Source organism: Stenotrophomonas sp. STEN087 (assembly GCF_056759115.1).
Genome location: NZ_JBRRCR010000036.1, coordinates 1 through 25,946, shown reverse-complemented (window position 1 = coordinate 25,946; position 25,946 = coordinate 1). Strand labels below are relative to the sequence as shown.

Sequence of the window (25,946 nt, the reverse complement as noted above, 5' to 3'; positions counted from 1 at the left end):
AAAAGCGGCAGTACACTTCGCCAACACGCAGCTTTCGCGCCACCGTGACGTGGCCACGACGGGGAATGCACATGGCACCAGGGCAGCACCAGGCAGACACCGGCGCCGACCCCGGCGTGCTGCATGTCGGCCTGTTCTTCGACGGCACCCGCAACAACGCGCACAACCTCGCACGCGGGCGCCCGCAGGCCCCGCAGCCGCGCCCTGCCCTGCTGCGTGCCGACGACGACTCGACCTACCAGAGCCGGCTGACCAGCAGCTACGACAACGGCACCACCAACATCACCCGGCTGTACCAGCTGTACCCGGACAGCCGGCGCACGCCCGGGGTGGGCGCATCGCTGGCGATCTACATCGAAGGCGTCGGCACCCGCGACGATGCCGAGGACGATCTGATCGGGCTGGCGTTCGGCGTGGGCGCCAGCGGCGTGCGCGCCAAGGTGCAGCGCGCGTTGCAGGTGCTGCTGCCGGCCGCCCTGGCCGCGCTCGCTGCCAGGCCGCACACCCCGCTGCACGGCATGCAGGTGGATCTGTTCGGTTACTCGCGGGGCGCAGCGGCGGCGCGCGATGTCGCCAACCAGCTGCGCGGGTGGGACGGCGCGCGCTGGCGTCAGCTGCTCCTGCAGGCAGGCCTGGCATGCGCGGCGGATTTCGCAGTGCAGCGCCCGGCGCTGCGCTTCATCGGCCTGTTCGACACGGTGGTGGCGGCCAGCGGCGGCCGCGCCGACGAGCAGCCGCAGCTGGCCCTGCCTGCGGGGATCGCCGGCCGCGTGGTGCAGCTGGTGGCCCGCGATGAACACCGCCAGCACTACCCGCTGACCACGGTGGCACCGGCGCATGCCGAGATCGTGCTGCCCGGCGTGCACGCCAACATCGGCGGTGGCTACGACCAGACCGAGGAAGGTCCGAAGCTGTTGAGCCGTCCGCGCCGGCAGCAGCTGCGCCGCCCGCCGGTGCCCGACTACCAGACACCTTCACTGGCGCAGCTGCAGGCGACCACGGTGTACGCCGAAGCACAGGCCGATGCCGAGCGCTGGCGGCAGCAGCTGGGCGTGGATGAGAAGGAGGTGTGGGTGGATGTCTGGCACCAGTGGCAGCAGCAGCGCCGTGCCGGCAGCCGCAGCGTGCTGCTGGCCCCGGTGCTGTACGTGACCGCAGCGGTGGTGCTGCGCCGGCCCATCGACTGGCGCTACCAGCTGATCGCCCTGCAGGTGATGCAGCGGCAGGCCCGCGACGCCGGCGTGCAGTGGACCGCCGAGGCCGCCGACGTGGCGGCATGGGCGCTGCCCGCTGCACTGCAGCCGATCGCGCGGCGGCTGCTGGAGGGCCAGGCGCTGACCCCGACCCAGGAAGCGCTGCTGCGCCGCCGCTACCTGATGCAGTCGGCGCACTGGAACTTCGATGCCCTGGGCGACACCGCGCTGACATATGCCGCCGATGCCGGGGTGAGCGAGTTGCCGTATCGACCCGGGCCGGGGTTGTTCTACATCAACCGGCCGACCGTGGATGGCAGGCGCGTGGTGTTGCCCAACGCCTGAAAAGCATCCACGCATGGCGTGGATCTACTGGTGCAGCCTGATGAAGTAGATCCACGCCATGCGTGGATGGATCAACCGGCCTGTTCGATCAGGTTGGCCAGTTCGTCGGCATCGAAACCGGCCAGCAGGCGGGCTTCGAGGTTGAACGGGCCGTGCAGGTAGCCGCCGGCGTATTCCAGCAGCAGTTCCTTGAAGCATGCGCGCGGTTCGACGCCGGCACGTTCGCAGTACCAGCGGTACCAGCGCGAACCGGCAGCGACGTGCGCCACTTCCTCGCGCAGGATCACTTCCAGCACATCGGCAGTTTCAGCGTCGCCGACATTGCGCAGCTTCTCGATCATGCCCGGCGTCACGTCCAGCCCGCGGGCTTCCAGCACGCGCGGCACCAGTGCCATGCGCGCCAGGCCATCGTGGGCGGTCTTCTCGCACATTTCCCACAGGCCGTTGTGCGCGGGGAAATCGGCGTATTCGTGGCCATGCACCTGCAGCCGCTCGCGCAGCAGCAGGAAGTGCCGCGACTCGTCATCGGCGCAGCTGACCCAGTCGGCATGGAACGCCGCCGGCAGGCCACGGAAGCGATACACCGCATCCCAGGCCAGGTCGATCGCGTTCAGTTCGATATGGGCGATGGCGTGGATGAAGGCGGCGCGGCCTTCGACCCCGCCCAGCCCGCGACGCGGCACCTGCCGCGGGTGTACCAGCACCAGCTGCGCGGGACGGCCGGGCATGCGGATCGCGTCGGGCGGCGGCGCGTCGGCGGCCACCTTCAGGCGGCCGGCACGGAACGCGGCCGCATAGGCCTGGGTCAGCGCGACCTTGCGCAGCGGGTCGGCTTCGGCGAGGCACTGCTGCGCAGCGCGCAGCAGGTCGCCACCGACGTCGGGGACATCCACCACGGTCTGGGCCTCAGGCGCGGCGCTTGTGCTTGGCGTCGTCCGAACGCAGCTGCTGGATACGCTCGAAGTAGCCCGGCTCGATGCCCGTCGGGTAATGGCCGTTGAAGCACGACGAATCGAAGCTGCGCAGCGCCGTGTTGCCTTCGCTCACCGCCGCTTCCATGTCCTCGATGTCCTGGTAGATCAGCCAGTCGCAGCCCAGGTGGGCTTCGATCTCTTCCACCGTGCGGTTGTGCGCGACCAGTTCCTCGGCCGCCGGCATGTCGATGCCGTAGATGTTCGGGAAACGCACCGGCGGCGCGGCGCTGGCCAGGTAGACCTTGCGCGCGCCTGCGTCACGGGCCATCTGCACGATCTGCTGGCTGGTGGTGCCGCGCACGATCGAGTCGTCCACCAGCAGCACCACGCGATTGCGGAATTCCAGGTGGATCGGGTTGAGCTTGCGGCGCACCGACTTCACCCGCTCACCCTGCCCCGGCATGATGAAGGTACGGCCGATGTAGCGGTTCTTGATGAAGCCTTCGCGGTACTTCACGCCGAGCACGTTGGAGATTTCCAGCGCGGCGTCGCGCGAGGTGTCCGGGATCGGGATGATGGTGTCGATGTCGTGGTCCGGGCGCAGGCGCAGGATCTTCTCGCCCAGCTTGATGCCCATGCGCATGCGCGCCTTGTGCACCGACACGTTGTCGATCATCGAATCGGGACGTGCGAAGTACACGTACTCGAAGATGCACGGGGTGTGCTCGGCCGGCTCGGCGCAGATCTCCGAGAACAGCTCGCCACGCGCGGTGATCACCAGCGCTTCGCCCGGCTGCACGTCACGCACGCGCTGGAAGCCCAGCACGTCCAGCGCGGCCGATTCGGAGGCCACGATGTACTCGTCGCCTTCGGCGTGGCTGCGCTTGCCCAGCACCAGCGGACGGATGCCATGCGGATCGCGGAAGGCGACCAGGCCCAGGCCCAGCACCACGCTGACCACCGCATAGCCGCCCTTGCAGCGGCGGTGCACGCCGGCGACGGCGCGGATGGCCGCTTCCGGGCTGAGCTGGCGCTGCTGTTCCAGTTCGTAGGCGAACACGTTCAGCAGCACTTCGCTGTCCGAATCGGTGTTGACGTTGCGGCGGTCCTGCTCGAACACCTGGCGACGCAGGTCTTCGGTGTTGATCAGGTTGCCGTTGTGGGCCAGCGCGATGCCATACGGCGAATTGACGTAGAACGGCTGCGCCTCGTCCATGCCTTCCGAACCGGCAGTCGGGTAACGCACGTGGGCGATGCCGATGTTGCCTTCCAGGGTGGACATGGTGCGGGCGTCGAACACGTCGCGGACCAGGCCGGTGGCCTTCTGTACCCGCAGGCGGCTGCCGCTGGCGGTGGCGATGCCTGCCGCGTCCTGGCCGCGATGCTGGAGGACGGTCAAGCCGTCATACAACTGCCCGGCGACGTTCTGGTTGCCGACGATTCCGACGATGCCACACATGGTGCGAGGTCTCCGCTGGGCATGCGCCCAGTTACAGGGAAGGTGGCCATGCCTGGCCTTCAGTGATCGCCGCGCCTGCGGTCGACGTTGGCCGGATCGTCCGGCTCGATGTTGCCTGGCAGTGCTGGGGCATCCGGGCGCACTTCGGCCGGATCATGTTCGCTGCCCTGTTCCGCTTTCGCAGGCCGCAGCCATCCGCTGCCCGCCACTACCTGGTTGAGGATGCCATTATCGCCTGTCGCGCCCGGCTTGCCCAACCCGGCTCCCGCGTTCTTGCCCATTTCCATCAACGCAGATGGGGACAAAGTGTCCACTGGCAAGGCCTTGGGCAGCAGATCGGCGCCCGGCACCTCCCAGTGCGGCAGCTTGCTGTTCATCCAGGCCACGGCCGGGTTCAGCACCGGGCGCAGGCTGGAGTTGCGCCAGGACGGCTCGGCAGTCAACGGGGTGAAGCTGCCCAGCAGCAGCAGGATGGCCGCGATCAGCCCGCCACGCACGGTTCCCAGCACCCCGCCCAGCAGGCGGTCCAGGCTGCCCAGCATGTTGCGGTGGACGATGTGCTTGATGACCATGCCGATGACCGCGACCACCAGCATCACGCCGATGCCGACGCCCAGGTAGCCACCGATGAAGTGTTCGCCGCCCGGTGCAGCCGGGGCCGACCACCAGCGCGCGGCATCACTGCCGAAGGCAAAGGCCGCCCAGGCAGCGACCAGCCATGAGACGGTGCCGATGACGATGCTCACGAAGCCGCGCAGCAACCCGAGCAGGGCCGAGGCGGCAATCACGAACAGCAGCACCACGTCGATCATGGCGCCCCGCTCCTTCGGCGGCGCTGGCAACGGGGCTGCGGGCAGGTCATGGGTGCGGGCGCACCATGCCGGCCACGCCGACCTTGGCGGCGACCTGCGCCTTCAGCTGTTCGGCGTCGGCGCGGTTGGCCACCGGCCCGACCCGCACGCGGTGCAGGGTGCCCTTCTCGGTGCGGACCTGCTCGACGAAGGCGCTGAAACCGGCGGCGCGGACCTTGTCGCGCAGCGCATTGGCATCGTTGGCCTGGCCGAATGCGCCCAGCTGCACGGCGAAGCCGACGCTGCTGGCAGCCGGAGCGGCCGGCGTGGCCGGGGCCTCGGGCTTGCTGGCCGTCGCTTCCGGCTTCGGCTTGGTCGGTTCCGGCTTGGGCTGCGGCTTGGGCGCTTCCGGCTTCGGGGCCGGCGGCGTCGCTGCGGTCGGGGTACTGGCCGGCAGGCTCTCGCTGCGCACAGGGTTGGCGGCCGCCGGCGACGGCGCAGCAACCGGAGTGCTGGCGCTGGGTGCGGCCGGGGTGGCCGCCACGGCCGCGGACGGCGCGGTGCTGGCGTCCAGGGTGATCACTTCGGCCTTGACGTCGCCACGGACCTTCACGGCCTGCAGGCGCGCGGCTTCGGCCTGCGCGCGGTCGGCATACGGCCCCACGCGCACGCGCCAGGCCGGGCGGCCATTGATCGATGCGGTTTCGGTGAAGCCCGGCAGCTGCGAACGCTTCAGGTAGGCGATGACGGCATCGGCATCGGCCTGACTGCCGTAGGCACCGAAGGTGACCGCGTAGTTGCCGGCAGCGACGGCCGGCGAGGTATCGACGGTGGGCGGGGTGGCCGGCGCGGCAGCCTCTTCGACTGGCTTGGCCTGGCCGCTCTGCAGGCCGGTGGCGCCACCGGCCGGGGCGACCAGCGGCAGCTCACGGGTTTCGAACTGGCCATCGCCCGGCGCGTCGGGCGCGGCGATCGGCACATTGGCCACGCCACTGTCCGGGGCAGGCCCCTTGACCAGCATCGGCAGGAAAATCACGGCCAAGGCCACCAGGACGATGGCACCAATCAGACGCTGTTTCAGGGGCGTATCCACGTGAGGCAGGCGACAGGGCGGAGATGGGTCGATTATACGGGTGCCGGAGCGGACGGCGTCGGCGCTGGCTGAACGCGGATCAGGGGTGGTCCTGCAGCCACTGCAGCGCGGCGGCAGCAGTGTGGAACGAGCCGAACACCAGCACCCGGTCACCGCGCTCGGCCTGGGCCAGCACCTGCTGCAGCGCCTGTTCGACGCTGTCGGCCAGTGCGGCGGTGGCGGCCGGCGTATCGGCCAGGCGCGCCTGCAGCTGCTGCGCGGTCTGCCCACGCGGCCCTTCAAGGCCGGCCAGGGTCCACTGCGCGACGCTGTCCTGCAGCGCCTGCACCACACCCACGGCGTCCTTGTCCTGCAGCGCCGCGTACACCGCCAGGGTGCGGCCGGGCGCCACTTCGGCGTTCAGCGCGCGCGCCAGCTGGCCTGCGGCCTGCGGGTTATGGCCGACGTCCACGCGGATCTGCACGCCATCGCGCTCGAAGGCCTGCATGCGGCCGGCGATGCGCGCGGCAGCAATGCCCGCAGCCCAGGCGGCACGCGGCACCGGCTTGTCCAGCGCGCGCAGCGCGGCAATGGCGGCACCGGCATTGGCCAGCTGGATCGGACCGGCCAGGGCCGGGGTCGGCAGCTCCATGCGCAGGCCGACATCGCGCCAGCGCCAGCGCTGGGCGTCGATCGGCTCGTAGAAATAATCACTGCCACCGCGGATGGCATTGGCGCCCACCAGGTAGGCGCGCGCCAGCACGCTGGACGGCGGATCGGTCTCGCCCAGGATCACCGGCTTCCAGCCGCGGATGATGCCGGCCTTCTCGGTGCCGATCGCCTCGCGGTCCTCGCCCAGCCACTCGGCATGGTCGATGTCCACGGTGGTGATGACCGAGACGTCGGCATCGATGATGTTGACCGCATCCAGGCGGCCGCCCAGACCTACTTCCAGCACGGCCAGGTCCAGCCCGGCATCGGCGAACAGCTGCAACGCGGCCAGCGTGCCGTACTCGAAATAGGTCAGGGTGATGTCACCGCGCGCCGCATCCACCGTGCTGAACGCCGCGACGAGCGCGGCGTCGTCCACGTCCTGGCCATCGATGCGCACCCGCTCGTTGTAACGCAGCAGGTGCGGCGAGGTGTACGCGCCGACCTTCCAGCCGGCGGCACGGCCGATGGCCTCGATGAAAGCAACCGTGGAGCCCTTGCCGTTGGTGCCACCGACCACGATGGTGTGCCCGGCCGGTGCGCCCAGGCCCATCGCGGTGGCCACGGCGCGCACGCGCTCCAGGCCCATGTCGATGGTCGCCGGGTGCTGGCGTTCAATGTAGTCCAGCCAGTCGGCCAGGGTGGTCGGGATGTTCGTCACGGCAGGGGTTCCAGCAGAAGCAGGTGGTTCGCGAATCAGAGGGCGCGGTGCTTGGCTTCGCCGAAGAACGGCGTGTGGTGGGCGCAGTCGTTCAGGCGCACCACTTCCAGGCTGTCCAGGTCGGCGCCTTCGAGCAGGTTCAGGGTGGTCGGCGCCTGGCGGAAGGTCCACAGGCGGGAAATCGGCAGGCCGAGGATCCTGCACAGGATCACCCGGTTGACCGCGTCATGGGCGACCACCAGCAGGGTGTCGTCCTCGCCGAGGCCTTCGGCGGCACGGGCGAGGCCACGCCAGCTGCGCTCGAGCACCAGGCGCAGCGATTCGCCGCCGGGCATCAGCACGGTATCGGGCTCTTCGCGCCAGGCCTTCAGGCGCGACGGGTCTTTTTCGTTGATCTCGCTGGCCAGCAGGCCTTCCCACTCACCGTGGGCGATTTCCTGCAGGTCCGGCTCGGTCTGCAGCATGGCGGCGCGGTCGGCACCAAGGGCGAGCTGGGCGGTCAGCTGGGCGCGCGACAGCGGCGAGGCCACCGCACGGGTGATGTCCACCGAAGCGAGACGGGCGCCCAGGGCCTGGGCCTGGGCTTCGCCGATGGGCGAAAGCGGGATGTCGATCTGGCCCTGGTAGCGGCCTTCGGCGTTCCACGGCGTTTCGCCGTGACGGGCAAGCAGGATGCGCATGCGAACAAGGGGTCCTGGGGGGAGGAGGTTTCCGCGTTTCGTTCACATCCTGTGAAGTACGCGGAACAGGGATGATACCTGTTCGGCGCACCGGGCCGGTCGGGGCATGAAAAAACCCCGCGACCAGGGTCGCGGGGCTTGAGGTTTGCGCACCGATTGCGCCGGGCGCGGCCTGGCATTGCCGGCCAGCGGCCGGCACTACCTTGTTGGCCCGGTCAGTAGATCCACGCCATGCGTGGATGATCCGCCCGGTTTGGCCCGGTCAGTAGATCCACGCCATGCGTGGATGATCTGCCCGGTTTGGCCCGGTCAGTAGATCCACGCCATGCGTGGATGATCTGCCCGGGGGCTTTACCGGCCCGCGGCCGGCACTACCTTATTTGGCCAGGTTCAGTTCCTTCAGCAGCTGCGGCGCCGGCGCCACTTCCTGCATGATCCACTGCATGTAGCGGCTGTCCACGGCGATCATGCGGGTCATCACCGGGTCGAACACCCAGTTGGAGCTGACCGATTCCCAGTTGCCGTCGAAGGCCAGGCCAACCAGCTTGCCGTGCGCGTCCAGCACCGGCGAACCGGAGTTGCCGCCGGTGATGTCCAGGTTGGACAGGAAGTTCACCGGCACCGAACCGATGCGCTTGTCTTCCAGGCCGCCGTAACGCTTGGCCTTGACCGCATCCAGCAGCGCCTTCGGCGAATCGAACGGATCTTCGCCGGTTTCCTTGGCGGCCACGCCTTCCAGGGTGGTGAACGGGGTGTACTGCACGCCGTCCTTGCCATAGCCCATGACGTTGCCGAAGGTGATGCGCAGCGACAGGTTGGCGTCCGGGTAGACGAACTCGCCCTGGCTCTTCTTGTAGTCGGCCACCGCCTGCAGGTACAGCGGACGCGCGGTCAGCGATTCGCCTTCGCGGATCTTGCGCTGTTCTTCCTGCTTCAGCAGCGCCGGCATGACGGCCACGGCGTACTGGATGGCCGGATCGGTGCTGGCTTCGAAGGCGGCGCGGTCGGCGGTGAACCACTTCAGGCGCGTATCGAGGCTGCCCAGCTGGGTGCCCGACAGCTTGCCGACCAGCGACTTCACGGCGGCCTCGTCGCTGCCACCCAGCCACTTGTTCAGGACTTCATTGTCACGCTGCGCAGCCGGCAGGGCGACGTACTGGTCCAGCCAGTAGGTCTGCAGCTGCTGGTCCATCTTCGCCACGTAGCGGCGGTCCATCTGCTTCAGGCCACCTTCGATGGTGGTCAGGTCGCGCTGCTGGTAGCCGGCTTCGCGCTCGGCGTCCGGCTTGCTGCGCTCGATCGACAGGCGGTACAGGGTGATGGCGGCGCTGACGGCCGAGGTGTTGTTGAACTGCGACACGAACAGGTCGCGCTCACGCGTGGCCTTGCTGGTGTCCAGGTGCTTGAGCAGCTGCGCGTGCGCGGCCAGGGCCGGCTTGCCGGCGGCGCCCTGCTTCTTCAGCCAGGCCAGCACGGCGGCTTCTTCGGCCTGCTTCTGGCCGGCCGCGTCGATGCGCTTGAAGCCTTCCAGCTGGCCCAGGTAGTTCTTTGCCACGTTGTTCATGCTGGCGGCGGTGGCGGCGTACTTCACCTTCACGTCCGGGTCGGCCTTGCCGGCCTCGTCGATCATCTTCAGCACCGCGTTGTAGTGGCGGGCGATGGTCGGGTAGGTGAAGCTGGCGGTCTCGTTGAACTCACCGGCCAGGGCGTAGCGGTTGGTGCGGCCCGGGTAGCCGGCCACCATCACGAAGTCGTCGGCACCCAGCGGCTGGTCGGCGAACTTCAGGAAGTGCTTGGGCTGGTAGGGCACGTTGTCGGCCGAGAATGCCGCCGGCTTGCCGTCCTTGCCGACGTAGGCGCGGTAGAACGAGAAATCGCCGGTGTGGCGCGGCCACATCCAGTTGTCGATGTCGCCGCCGAACTTGCCGACGCTGCCCGGGGGCGCGTAGACCAGGCGCACGTCCTTGATTTCCATGTTGCGGAACAGGCGGTAGGTGTTGCCGCCGCTGAACGAGTACAGGCGGCAGCGGAAGCCGGCATCGGCTTCACAGGCGGCGACCTGGGCCTTGTCGAAGGCATCCAGGGCGCGGCTGCGGGCCAGCGGATCCTTGCCGGCGGCAGCGATGGCGGCCTTGGCCTGGGCGGTGACGTCGGTGATCTGGTCGAGCACGAAGACGCGGGCGTTCGGGCCGGCGCTCAGTTCATCGCTGAGCTTGGGCGCGTTGAAGCCGTCCTTGATCAGGTTCGTCTGCGCGGTCGAGTTCAGCTGGATGGCGCCGTAGGCACAGTGGTGGTTGGTGACCACCAGGCCCTGCGGGGAGACGAAGCTGGCGGTGCAGCCGCCGAGCGCGACCACCGCGCCCATCGGGTCGCCGGTCAGGTCGGCCAGCTGTTCAGGGGACAGCTTCAGGCCGGCCTTCTGCAGCGGGCCGGCGATTTCCGGCAGCTGCTGCGGCACCCACATGCCTTCGGCGGCATGGGCGACCTGGACCAGCCCGAGGCTGGCGACGACGGAGAATGCAAGCAGGTTCGAGCGCATCGAGCGGCCCCTGGTGAAAGAACCGCCGAGTGTAGCCCAGCCCCCTGCCCCGCCCCGATCCCCGGAAGTCATGGGCCGACCCACTGCCCTCCGCCGGGCATGGCCCGGCGCTACCGGGAGCGCAAAAGCACCCGCAGCGCAACATGGGAATTCCGCGCGGGCCTCTATAATCCGCGTTTTCCCCCTGATGAGTTCCACCCGATGGCGCAGCAAACGATGAAGGCCCTGGTCAAGCGCGAAGCAGCCAAGGGCATCTGGCTCGAAGAGGTTCCGGTGCCGACCCCGGGTCCGAACGAGGTCCTGATCAAGCTGGAAAAGACCGCCATCTGCGGCACCGACCTGCACATCTACCTGTGGGACGAGTGGAGCCAGCGCACCATCAAGCCGGGCCTGACCATCGGCCATGAGTTCGTCGGCCGCGTCGCCGAACTCGGCTCGGCCGTCACCGGCTATGAAATCGGCCAGCGCGTCTCGGCCGAAGGCCACATCGTCTGCGGCCACTGCCGCAACTGCCGCGGCGGCCGCCCGCACCTGTGCCCGAACACCGTCGGCATCGGCGTCAACGTCAACGGTGCCTTCGCCGAATACATGGTGATGCCGGCCAGCAACCTGTGGCCGATCCCCGACCAGATCCCGTCCGAGCTGGCCGCCTTCTTCGACCCGTACGGCAATGCCGCGCACTGCGCGCTGGAATTCGACGTCATCGGTGAAGACGTGCTGATCACCGGCGCAGGCCCGATCGGCATCATCGCCGCCGGCATCTGCAAGCACATCGGTGCGCGCAACGTGGTGGTCACCGACGTCAACGACTTCCGCCTGAAGCTGGCTGCCGACATGGGTGCCACCCGCGTGGTCAACGTTGCCAACCAGTCGCTGAAGGACGTGATGAAGGAACTGCACATGGAGGGCTTCGACGTGGGCCTGGAAATGAGCGGCAATCCGCGCGCCTTCAACGACATGCTCGACTGCATGTACCACGGCGGCAAGATCGCCATGCTCGGCATCATGCCCAAGGGCGCCGGCTGCGACTGGGACAAGATCATCTTCAAGGGCCTGACCGTGCAGGGCATCTACGGCCGCAAGATGTACGAGACCTGGTACAAGATGACCCAGCTGGTGCTGTCCGGTTTCCCGCTGGGCAAGGTGATGACCCACCAGCTGCCGATCGACGATTTCCAGAAGGGCTTCGACCTGATGGAAGAAGGCAAGGCCGGCAAGGTCGTGCTGAGCTGGAACTGACCGGCATACGGTAGCGCCGGGCCATGCCCGGCGTTGCGGCAAAGAAAAAGGCGCCCATCGGGCGCCTTTTTCGTGGTCAACAGCAGCGTCGGATCAGTTGCCGATCGCGACGGTCAGCACGACGCGGTTGTCGGCCAGCTTGCCGTTGTTGTCGCGGCCTGCGCCATCGGTGCCGTGGTAGGCCACGCCCAGGTTGAACATGCCGAACTGGCGGGACACGCCGACGTTGAAATCGGTGTAATCCTTGCCGTAAGCCGTTTCAAGCGTGGTGCGGCCGACGTTGGCGCTCAGCGTGAAGTCCTGCGGCAGGCCCCACTCGCCGCCGACGGCGTAATACCAGCTCTTGGTATCCGAACCGGACAGGTCGTTGGTGTAGGCCACGGTGAGCTTGTACTGCTCGGCAAACGTGGTGGTGGTGATCAGCTCGTTGTAGTTCAGTTCGCTGGCACCGGGGTAGGTGTAGCGGTTGAGCAGCACGTCGAAGTTGACCTTGTCGCTGACGTCGATGCCGTAGCCGATCAGGTAGTCCAGCTCGACGCTCGGGTCGCCCGGCCCGAAATCGACACCCGACCCCCACACACCGGCGTAAAGGCCAACCGGGCTGGTATAAGTGAAGCCGGCCTGCAGGGTGGGATCTTCGTCGGTCTGGGAGACGCCACGGAACACGTAGTCGGACACGCCGGTCACGTTCCAGCTGTACGGCGATGCGGCCTCATCCTGGGCACTGGCGGCGAAGGGGGCGAGACAGAGGGCGGCGGCGAGGGCGAGGCAGCTGCGGGCAGGCTTCATGTGCATCTCCGGATGGCGGTGGCGGGGGGAGGCGGGTGGCGCGGCCGGCGGAATCGCTACCGGTTCACGGTTTTTTAACCTGTTTGATATTGCGATGCAACATGTGCCGGCCATGGCGATGGCCCGCCGCAGGCGGCTCCCGGCCACCGTTGCCCGGTAGAATCAGCGGTTTCCCGTGCTGAGCCGTGCCCACGCCATGACCGAGACCTCCTCTGCCCTGACCCGCCACTACGCCGAGGAACTGGACGCCATCCGCGCCCAGGGCCTGTTCAAGTCCGAGCGGATCATCACCAGCCCGCAGTCGGCCGAGATCACCCTCGACGATGGCCGCACCGTGCTCAACTTCTGCGCCAACAACTACCTGGGCCTGGCCGACCACCCGGACCTGATCCAGGCGGCCAAGGACGCCCTGGACACCCACGGCTTCGGCATGGCCTCGGTGCGCTTCATCTGTGGCACCCAGGACCTGCACAAGCAGCTGGAAAAGCAGATCGCCGACTTCTTCGGCAAGCAGGACACCATCCTGTACGCGGCCTGCTTCGACGCCAACGGCGGCCTGTTCGAGCCGCTGCTCGGTGAGAACGACGCGATCATCTCCGATGCACTGAACCACGCCTCGATCATCGACGGCGTGCGCCTGTGCAAGGCCAAGCGCTTCCGCTACGCAAACTGCGACATGGCCGACCTGGAAGCGCAGCTGCAGGCCGCCGATGCGGCCGGCTGCAAGACCAAGCTGATCACCACCGACGGCGTGTTCTCGATGGACGGCTTCATCGCCCCGCTGGACGAGATCACCGCGCTGGCGAAGAAGTACAACGCGCTGGTGCACATCGACGAATGCCATGCCACCGGCTTCCTCGGCGCGACCGGTCGCGGCTCGGCCGAAGTGAAGGGCGTGCTGGAGAAGATCGACATCATCACCGGCACCCTGGGCAAGGCCATGGGCGGCGCGCTGGGCGGCTTCACCTGCGCCAGCGCCGAGGTGATCGAGCTGCTGCGCCAGCGTTCGCGCCCCTACCTGTTCTCCAACTCGCTGCCGCCGCACGTGGTCGCCGCCGGCATCAAGGCCTTCGAGATGCTGGCCGCCGCTGACGACCTGCGCGACACGCTGGCGCAGAACACCGCCTACTTCCGCGAGAAGATGACCGCTGCAGGTTTCGACGTGAAGCCGGGCGTGCACCCGATCAGCCCGGTGATGCTGTACGACGCACCGCTGGCGCAGAAGTTCGCCGAGCGCCTGCTGGAAGAAGGCATCTACGCGATCGGCTTCTTCTTCCCCGTGGTGCCCAAGGGCCAGGCCCGCATTCGCACCCAGATCAGCGCCGCGCACACGCGTGAGCACCTGGACCGCGCCATCGATGCATTCACCCGCATCGGCCTGGAACTGGGCGTGATCAAGGGCTGATGATGCACCGGGGTCGGATCCCTTTCCGCAGGAAAGGGCCCTGACCCCAGCAACAGCGTCCGCGCTAGGCGCTCGCCGGGCATGCCCCGGCGCTACCGGGGCGCAGCGGCATCAGCTCCCGGGGTCGGATCCCTTTCCGCAGGAAAGGGCCCTGACCCCAGCAACAGCGTCCGCGCTACGCGCTCGGCGGGCACGGCCGGGCGCTACCGGCGGGACGCGCAACGCGCGTCACTTCTTCTTTTTCTTCTTGTCCTTGGGCTCGTCTTTGCTGGCCACCACCACCGGCTTGGCGGCGGCGTCCTGCGCGTTGCCCTTGGCCACGCGGATGCCGTTGGCCTTCATCCAGGCATCGAACTCGTCGGCGGTCATCTTGTGGTCGCCGTCGCTCATCATGAAGCGGTAACTGCCGCGGCCGTCCAGTTCCGGGGTCTTCACTTCCACCACCGGCGTTTCCACCGGGGTTTCTGCCTTGGCCACTTTCTTGTGGCCGCCGCAGGCGGTCAGCAGTGCGAGCGGCAGCAACAGGCCGGCGCAGCGCAGGGTTCGGTCGAGGGTCGGGTACATGGGCACGCTCCGTTCAAATGAATCGAAAGCCAGGCGCCCCCTACGCCTGGAACGGTGGCCGGCGGCTGCCAGCCGTGGGCCGGACTTCAGCCCGGTGCAGCGGCCCCCAGCCGCTGCTGGTCGCTGACCTCCAGTACCCGCCACTGGCCCTTGCCGAGATCGCCGAGCGCCAGCCCGCCGATCGCAACCCGGACCAGGCGCAGCACCTGCAGGTCGAAGGCCGCCAACAGGCGGCGGATATGGCGGTTGCGCCCCTCTTCGAGGACGACCTCCAGCCATGCGGTCTTGTCGCCGCTGCGCAGCACGCGCACGGCCCGGGCGACCAGGAACTCGCCCTCGTCGTCGATGCCGGCCTGCAGCGCGGCCAGCGTGGCCTCGTCCGGCAGGCGGTCGATCTGTACGTGGTAGGTCTTGTCCGGCCCGGTCTGCGGATCGGTGAGGCGCGCGGCCCACTGCGGGTCGTTGCTGAACAGCAGCAGGCCTTCGCTGGCCTTGTCCAGCCGCCCGACGGGCGCGATCCAGGGCAGCCCGGCGCCATCGAAGCAGCGGTAGACGGTGTCGCGGCCACGCTCATCCTGCGCGGTGGTCACCACGCCGCGCGGCTTGTTGAGCATCAGGTACAGGCGCTGCGGCGCGCCCAGCGGCTGGCCGTCCACTTCGATGGGCGGTGCCGGCTGCGCAATCGGGAACTCGGGATCGCGGACGATGCGCCCGGACACCCGCACGCGACCGTCAGCGATCCAGCGCGCGGCTTCGGTACGCGAACAGACGCCCGCCTTGGACAGCACGCGCGCCAGGCCATGGCGGACACCGGCGGGTGCGGCAGCGGGCTTCGCACGCCCACGCGGAGCGTGGGAGCGGGCGGCGGGGGTGGCAGGAGGGCGGCGCGTGCGCAAGCCTCTGCTCCCCGCGCGGCTTACTTCTTCTCGCCCGGCTTGGTCTCAGCCGGTGCTTCGGTGGTAGCCGGGGCAGCGGCAGCAGCCGGCGCCGGACGCGCCTTGACCACGCGCACACCGCGCGCCTTCATCCAGGCGTCGAACTCTTCGGCGGTCATGCGCTTGCCGTTCTGGCTCATGTCAAAGCGCCACGGCGTGTTGTCGAACTCGGTCTGCGGCTTGTAGGCCGCCGGATCGTTCGGCTTCACCGCCGGTGCGCTGGGGATGGCCTTGGCGATGTTCTGGCAGCCATCGATGCGCAGGCGCTGCAGCACCTGGTCCAGCGACTGCGAGGGATCGTAGCTGCTGCCCAGCACGCCGCTGGACATGCCCAGCTGGGTGCCGCGGATGTACAGCTCATCGGCCACCGGCGCGATGGCCGTGGCCGGCAGGGGCAGCGGCGAGGCGCTGGTGTTGACCGAGCAATCAACCGCCGCGTGGGCGACGGGAACCAGGGCCAGCGCCAGGACGGCGGCCGATGCAGAGCGCAGCATGAGGTGCATCCACGAAAGGAAGTGACGCGGCGAGTTTAGCAATGCCGCGACAGCTTTCAAGCGCCACTTTCAATGAATACGGCAACTCATTGGTTTTGCGGGCAAAATGCCGACGAACGGTCGTTCAGAGGGCGTGACGGCTGTGTTTCCTGGGCCCACAAACAACAAGACCCGGCCGAAGCCGGGTCCTGCTGTGTCTTACTGGCAGAGCGTCAGAACTTAGTTCTGGACGTTCAGCTCGGTACGACGGTTCTTGGCGCGACCTTCCGGGTTATCCGAACCATCCGGGTTGGTGTTCGGGGCAATCGGACGGCTCTCGCCGTAGCCGATCGGGCCCTGCAGACGGCCAGCGTCCACACCGTTCTGGGTCAGGTAGTTGTACACGGCGGTGGCGCGACGCTCGGACAGCTTCTGGTTGTAAGCGTCGGTACCCTTCGAGTCGGTGTGACCGGCGACTTCAACGCGCAGGTCCGGGTAACGCTTCAGGATTTCCGAAGCTTCCGACAGGATGGCCACAGCGTCCGGACGCAGGTTCGACTTGTCGAAGTCGAAGTTCACGCCCTTCAGGTCGATCGAGACCGGCACCGGGCAACCGTCCGGACCGATGGTCTGACCCGGCTGCGAGTTCGGGCACTTGTCGTCGCAGTTGTTGACGCCGTCACCGTCGTCATCCAGGTCGGCGCAGCTCGGGGCAACCGGAGCCGGAGCCGGGGCAACAGCGGCCACCGGGGCCGGGCCCAGCGGGATCACGACGCCGACCGAAGCCAGCACGTCGCCGAACCAGCTTTCGTTCGGAGCAGCAACGCTCTGGTCGTCGAAGTCAGCGCGGTAGGCCACTTCGGCGCGGACAGCAACGCGCTTTTCGAAGGTGGTCTGCAGGCCGACGCCCAGCTTGGCCGACAGGTTGCCGTCCTTGCGCTCACGCGGACCGTTGTTGTTGACGGCAGCGTACTCTTCTTCCGACTTCTGGTAGCCCAGGCCACCGACGATGTACGGGTTCCAGCCGCGGCCTTCCTGGATGAAGTGGCGACGCACGTCGAACGACACGCCGTACTGCGACCAGTTCAGGTCCTGGTTGGCGTCGAAGTTCGGGTTCTGGTAGTTCAGCTCACCGTCCAGCGACCAGTTCGGGCTGATGAACTTACCCAGGCCCAGGGTCACGAACGGAGCGTCATTGGTCAGACGGTCGCTGTCCTGGAAGTTGAAGCCGGCCGAACCGGTCAGGTACCAGCGGTCATCGAACTCCTGCGCGGACGCAGCCTGGGCGAAAGCCAGACCACCCAGCAGCGCGGCAGTAAGGATCTTCTTGTTCATTGAGTACAGCTCCTATTTCGGGGGTATGAAACCGGTAGAGGCATGGGCCAGCACTACTGCGTCGATGTTCGACAGCCGATTCAGCACGCCACCGCCGCGAACATTATGCTCAGGCGGGTGAAGGTCATGTTAACAGTCCCGTAACATGTGAAGCGTCGCAGCCGACCAGCCAACGGTCCGACGTTGAAACCCTATACAGGATCATGAAAATCCGCAAGACCCCCGTGCGACAAGGGTTTGGAGGGGATTAAGGGGAACAGGCGACAGGTTTTGCGAAGGGCTTCGTGGCGGGATTCAGCGCGCGCCCATTGAAGTGAGGAACCTTATGACAGGAACCGCTCCCCCGGCCGTAGAAGTGGTGAAACCGTCATTCGATGTCGTGGTTTCAGTTCCGCACCGACCGATATTCTGCCGCGCCCGCCCGTCATTACCGTTGATGCGGTACGGCCCGTTGGCGGCAACACCGCTGTACGCGCGCATTGCCTGGCATCTGTATCTATAACGAACGCCAAATCGGGACTACGGTGGGAACAGATCTCCCCTCCCCCGGAACCCCCGTGCCCACCGCCCTGCCCCTGCGCCTGCTGCAACTTGTCACCGGCCTGTTTCTGTACGGATTCGGCATCGCCCTGATGGTGCGCGCAGCCATCGGCGTGGCGCCGTGGGACGTGCTGTCACAGGGCATCACCCTGCACTCGCCGCTGTCGTTCGGCCTGGTCACCAACCTGGTGGGCCTGGTGGTGCTGCTGCTGTGGTGGCCACTGAGGCAGAAGCCCGGCGTGGGGACCGTGCTCAACGTGCTGCTGATCGGGCCGTCCGCGCAGTTCGGCCTGTGGCTGCTGCCGCCGGCCGACGGCCTGGTGTGGCAGCTGCTGCTGTTCTGCGCCGGCCTGCTGCTGATCGCGCTGGCCACCGGCCTGTACATCGGCGCACGGCTTGGCCCCGGTCCGCGCGATGGGCTGATGACCGGCCTGCATGCACGCACCGGCTGGCCGATCTGGAAGGTCCGCACCCTCATCGAAGGCAGCGCGCTGGCGGTGGGCTGGTGGCTGGGCGGCAACATCGGCCTGGGCACGCTGGCCTTCGCCGTGCTGATCGGCCCGCTGTGCGGATTCACCCTGGGCTGGTTCGGCATCGGCCGCCCGGCCGTTGGTAGCGCCGGGCCACGCCCGGCGAGCGCGCAGCGCGGCCACGGGTGACCGCGTCGCCGGGCATGACCCGGCGCTACCGGGCGCTGCACCAGCCCTTGCCCCGGCCGCGGTTTCGCGGCACGCTGCGCGCTTCCGTACGCAAGCGTATCGACCATGTCGCCAGCCAACGAAACCGCCTATCCGCACCTGTTCTCCCCGCTGGACCTGGGCTTCACCCAGCTGCGCAACCGGGTGCTGATGGGCTCGATGCACACCGGCCTGGAAGATCGCGCCCGCGACTTCCCGCGCCTGGCCGCCTACTTCGCCGAACGCGCCGAGGGCGGCGTCGGCCTGATCGTCACCGGTGGCTTCGCGCCGAACGTGGTGGGCTGGCTGAAGCCGTTCGGCGGCAAGCTGTCCTGGCCCTGGGAAGTGCGCCCGCACCGCCAGCTCACCGCCGCCGCGCACCAGCACGGCGCAAAGATCTGCCTGCAGCTGCTGCACGCCGGTCGCTACGCGTACCACCCGCTGTCGGTGGCGCCGTCGAAGCTGAAGGCGCCGATCAATCCGTTCACCCCGCGCGCGCTGTCGGCCAGCGGCGTCGAACGCCATATCGCCGACTACGCGCGCAGTGCGAAGCTGGCCCGCGAGGCCGGCTACGACGGCGTCGAAGTGATGGGCTCGGAGGGCTACCTCATCAACGAGTTCATCGCCCCGCGCACCAACACGCGCACCGATGTCTGGGGTGGCGACGCAAAGCAGCGCATGCGCTTCGCGGTGGAGATCGTGCGCCGCATCCGCGAGGCTTGCGGGCCGGACTTCATCATCATCTACCGGCTGTCGCTGGTCGACCTGGTCGATGACGGCAGCAACTGGGAAGAGATCGTGCAGCAGGCGCAGGCCATCGAGGCCGCCGGCGCGACGATCATCAATTCCGGCATCGGCTGGCACGAGGCGCGCATTCCGACCATCGCCACCTCGGTGCCGCGCGGGGCCTTCGCCGGGGTCACCGCCAAGCTCAAGCCGCATGTGAAGGTGCCGCTGGTGGCGACCAACCGCATCAACATGCCCGACGTGGCCGAGCGCATCCTCGCCGGCGGCGGCGCCGACATGGTGTCGCTGGCACGCCCGCTGCTGGCCGACCCGCAGTGGCCGAACAAGGCCCGCGCCGGCCGGGTCGAGGCGATCAACACCTGCATCGCCTGCAACCAGGCCTGCCTGGACCACGTGTTCGAGAACAAGCTGGCCAGCTGCCTGGTCAACCCGCGTGCCGCGCACGAAACCGAGCTGGTCTACCACCCGACCACCGCACCGAAGAAGATCGCCGTGGTCGGTGCCGGCCCGGCCGGCCTGGCCTGTGCCACGGTGGCCGCCGAACGTGGCCATCAGGTCACCCTGTTCGATGCCGGCGGGGAGATCGGCGGCCAGTTCAACGTGGCAAAGCGCATCCCGGGCAAGGAGGAGTTCCACGAGACCCTGCGCTACTTCCGCCACAAGCTGGCCGAAACCGGCGTGCAGCTGCGCCTGGACACCCGCGCCGACGCGGCGGCCCTGGCCGGATTCGACGCGGTGGTGCTGGCCACCGGCATCACCCCGCGCAAGGTCGATTTTCCCGGTGCCGACCACGCCAAGGTGGTCAGCTACCTGGACGTGCTGCTGGGCCGGGTCGAGGTCGGTGCCAACGCGGCGATCATCGGCGCAGGCGGCATCGGCTTCGATGTCGGCGAGTTCCTCAGCCATGCCGGCCCCTCGCCGTCGCTGGACCCGCAGCGCTGGATGGCCGAATGGGGCGTGGACAGCCGCTTCGAGGCCCGCGGCGCCCTCGCCACCCCGCAGGTGGAGGCGTCGCCGCGTCGCCTCTGGCTGCTGCAGCGCAGTGCCGGCAAACCCGGTGCGCGGCTGGGCAAGACCACCGGCTGGATCCACCGCGCCACGCTGAAGGCCAAGGGCGTGCGCATGCTCGGCGGCGTGGAATACCTGGGAGTGGACGACGACGGCCTGCGCATCCGCGTCGAGGGCAGCGAACAGCTGCTGCCGGTCGACCATGTGGTGGTCTGCGCCGGGCAGGAACCGAACCGTGCGTTGCTGGCCGAACTGCAGGCCGCGGGCATCGCCGCGCAGCTGATCGGCGGTGCCGATGTGGCGGCCGAACTCGACGCAAAACGAGCAATCGATCAGGGCAGCCGGGTGGCTGCCGCGCTGTAGTTCGAGCCTGAATGGGGGACGGAATGTGATTTCCGTCACCCGGCCCGAACCTGAATGTCAAGCGAGCCGATTCAGGATGTGTTCGGCAATCCCCCCCTACCTTGCGCCAACTTTCCGCTCACCAGCCAGTTTCCGGTGAGCCGGCGCGACCCCCTCGATCGGATTGATCGTTTCTTTTGGGGTCGCCCACGGGGCGGCCCCGATGGCCGCCTCCCCATGACGCCAAGTCGTACCCCGGCCCGCAGCCCCCGCTGCGGGAATCCAGAGGTGCGGCCCACACGGAGCAAGGAGTTATATGAAACTGGCCTGGATTCTCTGGCTGTCGCAGTTGTTGCCGCAGCCGGCCGCTGATTCATTGTGTTTGAGCACCACCGTTTACCTGGAAGCCCGCGACCAGACCCTGCGCGGCCAGCAGGCCGTCGCCGAAGTCGCACTGCGCCGCCTCGACAGCGGCCTGTGGGGTGATTCGATGTGCCAGGTGGTCACCGCGCGCAAGCAGTTCGCCCCGACCATCGTCTCCCCCGGCACCCAGCTGGGCAACGACGCGGCCTGGAGCGAGGCAATGAACGTGGCCTTCGACGCCGAGCGCAACTGGGCGCTGCCGGCCGGCGAACGCCGCGAGATCGTGCCCGGCGCCAGCCACTTCGCCGCGCTGTCCATCGCCAGCCCGAACTGGCGCAATGCCTACCAGGTGGCGACCATCGGCGACCACACCTTCTATAAGGTGCAGAACCTCAAGCCTCGCCAGTCGTAACGATCTGTTGCCGGCGGCAGCGTTGCCGCACGCCGGCAGGCTCTGGGATAGTGGGCGTTTCCCGCCCCGCCTGGAGTTCCCATGAAGCTGTACAGCAAGCCCGGTGCCTGTTCCACCGCCGACCACATCGCCCTGCAGTGGACCGGCCAGCCCTATGACGTGGAACTGCTGGACAAGGACACCCTGAAGGGTCCGGAATTCCTCAAGATCAACCCGGCCGGTGCGGTGCCCGCCCTGGTCGATGGCGATTTCATCCTGCTGCAGAACGCGGCCATCATGGGCTACATCGCCGACAGCTTCCCGCAGGCTGGCCTGGCCGGTGATGGCAGTGCGCAGCAGCGCGCCGAAGCCACCCGCTGGCTGTCCTTCGTCAATTCGGACGTGCACCCGGCGTTCTCGCCGCTGTTCGGGCCGGCCAAGTTCATCGCCGATGAAGGCCAGTTCGACGCCATCCGCGCCGCCGCGCGCAAGCGCCTGCGTGGCCTGTTCGAGACCGCCGACAAGCAGCTGGCCGACAAGCCGTGGCTGGCCGGTTTCCGCAGCTTCGCCGATCCCTACTTCTACATCACCCTGCGCTGGGCTGCGGCCGCCAAGGTCGACCTGGTCGGCCTGGACAACGTGGCAGCCTTTAAGACCCGCATGGAAGCCGACGCTGGCGTGCAGGCCGTGCTGAAGGCCGAAGGCCTGGCCTGAGGCCTGGGACGGGGTCAGAACCCGGGGTCGGATCCGTCTGCGCAGCAGGCGGCTCTGACCCCACCCCGCGCGCTCACCGCGCTCAGCCGATCTCGCGGATGACCTCGCCCTTGCCGTCGCGCAGCTGGGTCGGCACCACTTCAATGCGCAGCGAATCCGCCACCGGGTACAGCCCGCGTTCGGCCGGCACCACCGCCATCGCCTGCAGCCCAGCCTCATCCAGGGCCCAGCGCGCGCTGTCGCTTCCAACATCATTTGCAGGCTCACCAGCGGCAGGCACGAACGTCCACTGACGCTCACGGCTGACCAGCTCCAGCGGCTTGCCGTGGCGCAGGCGCAGGCCCAGCAGCTCGCTCACGCTCGACACCTGGCCGGCGCCCAGCACCAGCGTGGTCACCCCCGCCTCCTGACGCCACTGCAGCGTTTCAATGAACAGCATGCCGGTGCTGGAGCCTTCGCGTTCACTGCCCTCCCGCACCTGTGCCGCCAGCGCGGGATCGTCGAGCAGGTTGCCGCGGTGCAGGTCGGTGATCCACAGCGGCATCGCCGGCTGCAGGGCCAGCAGCACGTCGCGGGTCGACCAGCGCTTGACCGCTTCCATCTCCTCGTCGGTCAGGCCGACCAGCTGCAGGAACTGCAGGTGGCCGTTGGCGGTGTCACGCGCCGGCAGCTGCGGGTCGGCGATGAAGGCCAGATGGCACAGGCGGGTGTCGGTCTCCAGTGCGATCGGTCCGTTGGCATTGAGATGGTGGCCATCCTCGAACACGTTGCCGCTGCCGAACACATAGCGCGCCAGGTTCTGCAGCAGGTTCAGCGGCCACACCGGCGGCGTGCTGGTGGCGCCCTCGCCGGGCGCTGCCGCCAGCCGGAAGGTCAGCTCGAAGCCATAGCCACTGGCGTCGGCATCGCTGCTTTCCTTGGCATACAGTTCGGAAAAGCCGTAGGTGACGTAGTGCCAGTGCGGTACCGGCGCGTCGGCCCAGTAAACGCTGATGCCATCCAGCGGATCCTGGCCGCCCAGCGTGTACGGCAACGCGGTGCCGTAATGGCGCGGCTCCTGGCCGGCATACAGCGGTGCCAGCGCGGCGTTGATGGCGTCCCAACCGGGCGTGTCGGTGGTGTCGTGTTCGTCCTGCACGCAGGTCTCCTCGGGGGCAGTGGAATCCACCGCCCACTTTACCCGCCGCGTCAGGCCTGCACGACCTCGCTTGTGGCCGGCGACAGCAGCGCCTGGGTTTCCTGCCACCAGCGCTGGGCCAGCGCCGGACTGCGCGCTTTCGCTACGGCCTCCTGCAGTTCCGGGCACAGCCGTTCCAGCGACAACGCGTCCTTGCAGCGCTCGATCTTGAGCTGCATGAAGTAGCCCTTCAGGCCCAGATGGCGACGGACCGCTTCGCTCATCGCGTCGTACAGCTGCTGGTACAGCGCCGGGTCCTGCTCGCGGCCGCTGCTGAGGCCGCGCGCGGCGACCGGCTCGACCGAGCCGCCAACCACCTCGATCAGTTCCAGCGCCGCCAGTTGCTGCAATGCATCCTGCGGTGCGCGCAGGCCTTCCAGCAGGCCGCGCAGTTCGTTGTCATCGCGCCGGCCATCGACCATCAACAGGATCGAACGCAGTCCCGCCGGCAGGCGACGGCCCCGGTCTTCGATTTCCTGGCGGCCAGCGGCCGTCTTGGCGTGCAGCAGTGCCATGCATCCCCCCCGATCCTTGATGCGCTTCATCTGCGCGCCCGGACGGACGCGCCCCCTTGCCCGCCATCGTCGGAGCCTGCGCAGCTTCCCCGAAGCGCAGGCCCTGTTGCAGATCGATGACAGGCCGAGCTTAGCGCATGTGCGCCAGCGGTTGGGTAGCGGTAGTGCCGGCCGCTGGCCGGCACAACCGTTTACCGCCCCAGCGCGCGGCGGATCTCTTCCAGCGCCCCGGGGTCATCCAGGGTCGACAGGTCGCCCGGGTCGCGCTGTTCGGCCAGCGCCTGCAGCGAACGCCGCAGCAGCTTGCCCGAGCGGGTCTTGGGCAGCGCGTTGACCACGTGCACATGCGCCGGCCGCGCCACCGCGCCCAGCGAGGCGGTCACCGCCGCCATCATCTCGGCCACCACCGGTGCCGGATCCTCGCCGTTGAGTCCCTGCTTGAGGGTGACGAACACCAGCGGCACCTGCCCCTTCAGCTCGTCCTTGACCCCGATCACCGCCGCCTCGGCCACCCGCGGGTGGCCAGAGATTGCCTCCTCGATCTCGCGCGTGCCCAGGCGATGGCCGGCCACGTTGATCACATCGTCGGTGCGGCCAAGGATGAAGGTGTAGCCGTCGTCATCGCGGATCGCCCAGTCCAGCGAACTGTACAGCAGCTCCTTGAAGTGGCTGAAGTAGCTCTGCATGAAACGCGCATCGTCATTCCACACCGTACTCATGCAGCCCGGCGGCAGCGGCGGCGTGACAACCAGCACACCCTTCTGCCCGGCGGCGACTTCCTCGCCGGTGTTCTCGTCGATCACCTTCATGCGATAGCCGAGATTGGGGAAACCCGGCGAACCGAAGCGCACCGGCTTCATGTCCAGCCCCGGCAGCAGGGTCAGCGCCGGCCAGCCGGTCTCGGTCTGCCAGTAGTTGTCGATGATCGGCTTGCCCAGCGCCTCGCTGATCCAGTGCGCGGTGGGCTCATCCAGCGGCTCGCCGGCTAGGAACAGATACTTCAGCGCATCCAGGTCGTGGCGGTGGATGAAGTCGGCATCGTGCTTCTTCAGCACGCGGATGGCGGTGGGCGAGGAGAACATCGTGCGCACGTTGTACTGCTCGCACAGCGCCCACCAGATGCCCGGGTCCGGGTTGGTCGGCAGGCCTTCGTACAGCAGCGAGGTGCAGCCGCCGATCAACGGCCCGTACACGTTGTAGGAATGGCCGACGGCCCAGCCCACGTCCGAGGTGGAGAACATCACCTGGCCGGGCTTGCAGTCGAACACGGTCTGCATCGACTGCGCCATGGCCACCGCATAGCCGCCGACATCGCGCTGCACGCCCTTGGGCTTGCCGGTGGTGCCGGAGGTGTAGAGCAGGTAGCTGGGTTCGCTGGATTCGAGCCATTTCACCGGCACGTCCACCTCGCCCACCTGCTCACGCAGTGCGGTGTACTCGACATCGCGTCCCTGCACGCGCGGCTCGGCCGGATCCAGCCCGCGCGAGACGATCAGCACGTGCGGCGGCGGGTTGGCCGCTTCGGCACAGGCCGCGTCGACCATGGCCTTGTACGGTATGACCTTGCCACCGCGCATGCCGGCATCGGCGGCGATCAGCAGCTTCGGCTTGGCATCGTCGATGCGCAGCGCCAGGTTGTGCGCGGCGAAGCCACCGAACACCACCGAGTGCACGGCGCCGATGCGCGCGCAGGCGAGCATCGCGAACACGGCTTCGGCCATGTTGGGCATGTAGATGACCACGCGGTCGCCATGGCCGACACCGAGGCGCTGCAGCACCGCGGCGAAGTCATTCACTTCGCGGTACAGCTGGCGATAGGTGATTTCGCGGGTGACGTTGGTTTCGGTGGAGACCGCGACCAGCGCGAGCTGGTCGGCGCGATCGACGAGGTGGCGGTCGACGGCGTTGTAGCAGAGGTTGGTTTCGCCGCCGACGTACCAGCGGCGGAACGGCGGGTTGCTGTAGTCCAGCACCTGCTTCGGCGGCACATGCCAGTAGATGCGCTTGGCTTCCTCGCCCCAGAAGGCCTCCGGCTCGTCGATCGAGCGGCGGTAGGTTTCCTCGTAGTTCATGACGCAGCCCTCCCAGACAAAGTCATGCAATCGAGGATAGTCCGGCGGTGGCATGCGGGCCGCCCTACCTTGGTAGGGGGTGGGGTGTGTTCTGCAGGGCTGCCGCCCTGCACCTGCCGAATCAACGTCAACGTCAACGTCAAAAGCTGGCTATCCGTGGGATGGCGGGGCGGGTCCGGTTGAGGGGGACGCCGTGAACCCCCCTCCGGGGTCCGGCCCAGCCGCTGGCGGCTGTGCGTTCGGGCGCTTGCGAAGCAGTGCTTCGCAAGCAAAGCGCCCTCACCCATGGGGGCTT

The 25,946-nt window shown here is 68.0% G+C and carries 21 protein-coding genes and 1 pseudogene; 7 read left to right on the top strand and 15 right to left on the bottom strand.

What is annotated here, in order from left to right:
- Positions 1-65: 65 nt before the first annotated feature.
- Positions 66-1,538, top strand: coding sequence for a DUF2235 domain-containing protein (locus ACVOK1_RS11555; RefSeq protein WP_481562134.1), 1,473 nt, complete (start codon positions 66-68; stop codon positions 1,536-1,538).
- A 71-nt stretch (positions 1,539-1,609) separates the two neighbouring features.
- Here the strand turns inward: ACVOK1_RS11555 and ACVOK1_RS11550 are convergent, their stop codons facing one another.
- The 7 genes and pseudogenes from ACVOK1_RS11550 to ACVOK1_RS11520 all read right to left on the bottom strand — a co-directional run bounded on the left by ACVOK1_RS11550 (position 1,610) and on the right by ACVOK1_RS11520 (position 10,365).
- A complete protein-coding gene (locus tag ACVOK1_RS11550; RefSeq protein ID WP_481562133.1) occupies positions 1,610-2,434 on the bottom strand; it encodes a ferritin-like domain-containing protein in 825 nt (274 codons plus the stop codon).
- Between the two features lie 10 nt (positions 2,435-2,444).
- Positions 2,445-3,911 carry an amidophosphoribosyltransferase gene (purF, locus tag ACVOK1_RS11545; RefSeq protein ID WP_108767876.1) on the bottom strand — a complete coding sequence of 489 codons (1,467 nt, stop codon included), beginning with the start codon at positions 3,909-3,911 and terminating at the stop codon, positions 2,445-2,447.
- Between the two features lie 31 nt (positions 3,912-3,942).
- Positions 3,943-4,723: pseudogene (locus ACVOK1_RS11540) on the bottom strand (CvpA family protein).
- Positions 4,724-4,769: 46 nt separating this feature from the next.
- A complete protein-coding gene (locus ACVOK1_RS11535) occupies positions 4,770-5,795 on the bottom strand; it encodes an SPOR domain-containing protein (RefSeq protein ID WP_481562131.1) in 1,026 nt (341 codons plus the stop codon).
- Between the two features lie 79 nt (positions 5,796-5,874).
- Positions 5,875-7,146, bottom strand: a complete 1,272-nt coding sequence (folC, locus tag ACVOK1_RS11530) for a bifunctional tetrahydrofolate synthase/dihydrofolate synthase (RefSeq protein WP_481562130.1) — start codon at positions 7,144-7,146, stop codon at positions 5,875-5,877.
- Positions 7,147-7,181: 35 nt separating this feature from the next.
- Positions 7,182-7,826: a histidine phosphatase family protein gene (locus ACVOK1_RS11525; RefSeq protein WP_108767873.1), complete on the bottom strand. Its 645-nt coding sequence runs from the start codon at positions 7,824-7,826 to the stop codon at positions 7,182-7,184.
- 376 nt (positions 7,827-8,202) lie between these two features.
- On the bottom strand, positions 8,203-10,365 hold the full coding sequence (locus ACVOK1_RS11520; protein ID WP_481562129.1) for a S46 family peptidase: 2,163 nt from the start codon (positions 10,363-10,365) through the stop codon (positions 8,203-8,205).
- Between the two features lie 216 nt (positions 10,366-10,581).
- Here ACVOK1_RS11520 and tdh point away from each other — a divergent pair, with 216 nt between their 5' ends.
- Entirely contained in the window at positions 10,582-11,604 is a 1,023-nt protein-coding gene (gene tdh, locus ACVOK1_RS11515; protein WP_313051492.1) for an L-threonine 3-dehydrogenase, read from the top strand.
- 93 nt (positions 11,605-11,697) lie between these two features.
- Here tdh and ACVOK1_RS11510 read toward each other — a convergent pair whose 3' ends face one another.
- Positions 11,698-12,393 carry a TorF family putative porin gene (locus ACVOK1_RS11510; RefSeq protein ID WP_108767871.1) on the bottom strand — a complete coding sequence of 232 codons (696 nt, stop codon included), beginning with the start codon at positions 12,391-12,393 and terminating at the stop codon, positions 11,698-11,700.
- Between the two features lie 196 nt (positions 12,394-12,589).
- On the opposite strand from ACVOK1_RS11510, the gene kbl reads away from it, so the two are divergent.
- On the top strand, positions 12,590-13,798 hold the full coding sequence (gene kbl / locus ACVOK1_RS11505; RefSeq protein ID WP_406232815.1) for a glycine C-acetyltransferase: 1,209 nt from the start codon (positions 12,590-12,592) through the stop codon (positions 13,796-13,798).
- Positions 13,799-14,026: 228 nt separating this feature from the next.
- Here kbl and ACVOK1_RS11500 read toward each other — a convergent pair whose 3' ends face one another.
- The 4 genes from ACVOK1_RS11500 to ACVOK1_RS11485 form a co-directional block, all read right to left on the bottom strand.
- Complete coding sequence (locus ACVOK1_RS11500) at positions 14,027-14,362, bottom strand: hypothetical protein (protein WP_150453301.1); 336 nt, start codon at positions 14,360-14,362, stop codon at positions 14,027-14,029.
- Positions 14,363-14,448: 86 nt separating this feature from the next.
- Entirely contained in the window at positions 14,449-15,258 is an 810-nt protein-coding gene (locus tag ACVOK1_RS11495; protein ID WP_174213486.1) for a pseudouridine synthase, read from the bottom strand.
- Between the two features lie 20 nt (positions 15,259-15,278).
- Positions 15,279-15,791 carry a hypothetical protein gene (locus tag ACVOK1_RS11490; RefSeq protein WP_108767867.1) on the bottom strand — a complete coding sequence of 171 codons (513 nt, stop codon included), beginning with the start codon at positions 15,789-15,791 and terminating at the stop codon, positions 15,279-15,281.
- Positions 15,792-16,010: 219 nt separating this feature from the next.
- Positions 16,011-17,105, bottom strand: coding sequence for an OmpA family protein (locus tag ACVOK1_RS11485; protein WP_481562128.1), 1,095 nt, complete (start codon positions 17,103-17,105; stop codon positions 16,011-16,013).
- A gap of 557 nt (positions 17,106-17,662) precedes the next feature.
- Between ACVOK1_RS11485 and yczE the strand changes: the two genes are divergently transcribed.
- The 4 genes from yczE (at position 17,663) to ACVOK1_RS11465 (ending at position 21,887) form a co-directional block, all read left to right on the top strand.
- On the top strand, positions 17,663-18,304 hold the full coding sequence (gene yczE / locus ACVOK1_RS11480) for a membrane protein YczE (RefSeq protein WP_481562127.1): 642 nt from the start codon (positions 17,663-17,665) through the stop codon (positions 18,302-18,304).
- Positions 18,305-18,409: 105 nt separating this feature from the next.
- Entirely contained in the window at positions 18,410-20,440 is a 2,031-nt protein-coding gene (locus ACVOK1_RS11475) for an oxidoreductase (RefSeq protein WP_481562126.1), read from the top strand.
- A gap of 295 nt (positions 20,441-20,735) precedes the next feature.
- Entirely contained in the window at positions 20,736-21,194 is a 459-nt protein-coding gene (locus tag ACVOK1_RS11470; protein ID WP_004154513.1) for a cell wall hydrolase, read from the top strand.
- An 81-nt stretch (positions 21,195-21,275) separates the two neighbouring features.
- Positions 21,276-21,887, top strand: coding sequence for a glutathione S-transferase N-terminal domain-containing protein (locus tag ACVOK1_RS11465; RefSeq protein ID WP_108767863.1), 612 nt, complete (start codon positions 21,276-21,278; stop codon positions 21,885-21,887).
- An 82-nt stretch (positions 21,888-21,969) separates the two neighbouring features.
- Here ACVOK1_RS11465 and ACVOK1_RS11460 read toward each other — a convergent pair whose 3' ends face one another.
- The 3 genes from ACVOK1_RS11460 to prpE all read right to left on the bottom strand — a co-directional run bounded on the left by ACVOK1_RS11460 (position 21,970) and on the right by prpE (position 25,651).
- Complete coding sequence (locus tag ACVOK1_RS11460) at positions 21,970-23,025, bottom strand: suppressor of fused domain protein (protein ID WP_481562140.1); 1,056 nt, start codon at positions 23,023-23,025, stop codon at positions 21,970-21,972.
- 50 nt (positions 23,026-23,075) lie between these two features.
- Positions 23,076-23,579, bottom strand: a complete 504-nt coding sequence (locus ACVOK1_RS11455; RefSeq protein ID WP_108767861.1) for a hypothetical protein — start codon at positions 23,577-23,579, stop codon at positions 23,076-23,078.
- 191 nt (positions 23,580-23,770) lie between these two features.
- Positions 23,771-25,651: a propionate--CoA ligase gene (prpE, locus tag ACVOK1_RS11450; protein WP_481562125.1), complete on the bottom strand. Its 1,881-nt coding sequence runs from the start codon at positions 25,649-25,651 to the stop codon at positions 23,771-23,773.
- Between the last annotated feature and the right edge of the window lie 295 nt (positions 25,652-25,946).

Bases quoted from the DNA above. Each gene is read 5' to 3' on its own strand.
- ACVOK1_RS11555 (WP_481562134.1), top strand. From the start codon at position 66: ATGCACATGGCACCAGGGCAGCACCAGGCAGACACCGGCGCCGACCCC.
- purF (WP_108767876.1), bottom strand. From the start codon at position 3,911: ATGTGTGGCATCGTCGGAATCGTCGGCAACCAGAACGTCGCCGGGCAG.
- ACVOK1_RS11525 (WP_108767873.1), bottom strand. From the start codon at position 7,826: ATGCGCATCCTGCTTGCCCGTCACGGCGAAACGCCGTGGAACGCCGAA.
- ACVOK1_RS11520 (WP_481562129.1), bottom strand. From the start codon at position 10,365: ATGCGCTCGAACCTGCTTGCATTCTCCGTCGTCGCCAGCCTCGGGCTG.
- tdh (WP_313051492.1), top strand. From the start codon at position 10,582: ATGAAGGCCCTGGTCAAGCGCGAAGCAGCCAAGGGCATCTGGCTCGAA.
- ACVOK1_RS11510 (WP_108767871.1), bottom strand. From the start codon at position 12,393: ATGAAGCCTGCCCGCAGCTGCCTCGCCCTCGCCGCCGCCCTCTGTCTC.
- kbl (WP_406232815.1), top strand. From the start codon at position 12,590: ATGACCGAGACCTCCTCTGCCCTGACCCGCCACTACGCCGAGGAACTG.
- ACVOK1_RS11500 (WP_150453301.1), bottom strand. From the start codon at position 14,362: ATGTACCCGACCCTCGACCGAACCCTGCGCTGCGCCGGCCTGTTGCTG.
- ACVOK1_RS11490 (WP_108767867.1), bottom strand. From the start codon at position 15,791: ATGCTGCGCTCTGCATCGGCCGCCGTCCTGGCGCTGGCCCTGGTTCCC.
- ACVOK1_RS11485 (WP_481562128.1), bottom strand. From the start codon at position 17,105: ATGAACAAGAAGATCCTTACTGCCGCGCTGCTGGGTGGTCTGGCTTTC.
- ACVOK1_RS11475 (WP_481562126.1), top strand. From the start codon at position 18,410: ATGTCGCCAGCCAACGAAACCGCCTATCCGCACCTGTTCTCCCCGCTG.
- ACVOK1_RS11470 (WP_004154513.1), top strand. From the start codon at position 20,736: ATGAAACTGGCCTGGATTCTCTGGCTGTCGCAGTTGTTGCCGCAGCCG.
- ACVOK1_RS11465 (WP_108767863.1), top strand. From the start codon at position 21,276: ATGAAGCTGTACAGCAAGCCCGGTGCCTGTTCCACCGCCGACCACATC.
- ACVOK1_RS11455 (WP_108767861.1), bottom strand. From the start codon at position 23,579: ATGGCACTGCTGCACGCCAAGACGGCCGCTGGCCGCCAGGAAATCGAA.
- prpE (WP_481562125.1), bottom strand. From the start codon at position 25,651: ATGAACTACGAGGAAACCTACCGCCGCTCGATCGACGAGCCGGAGGCC.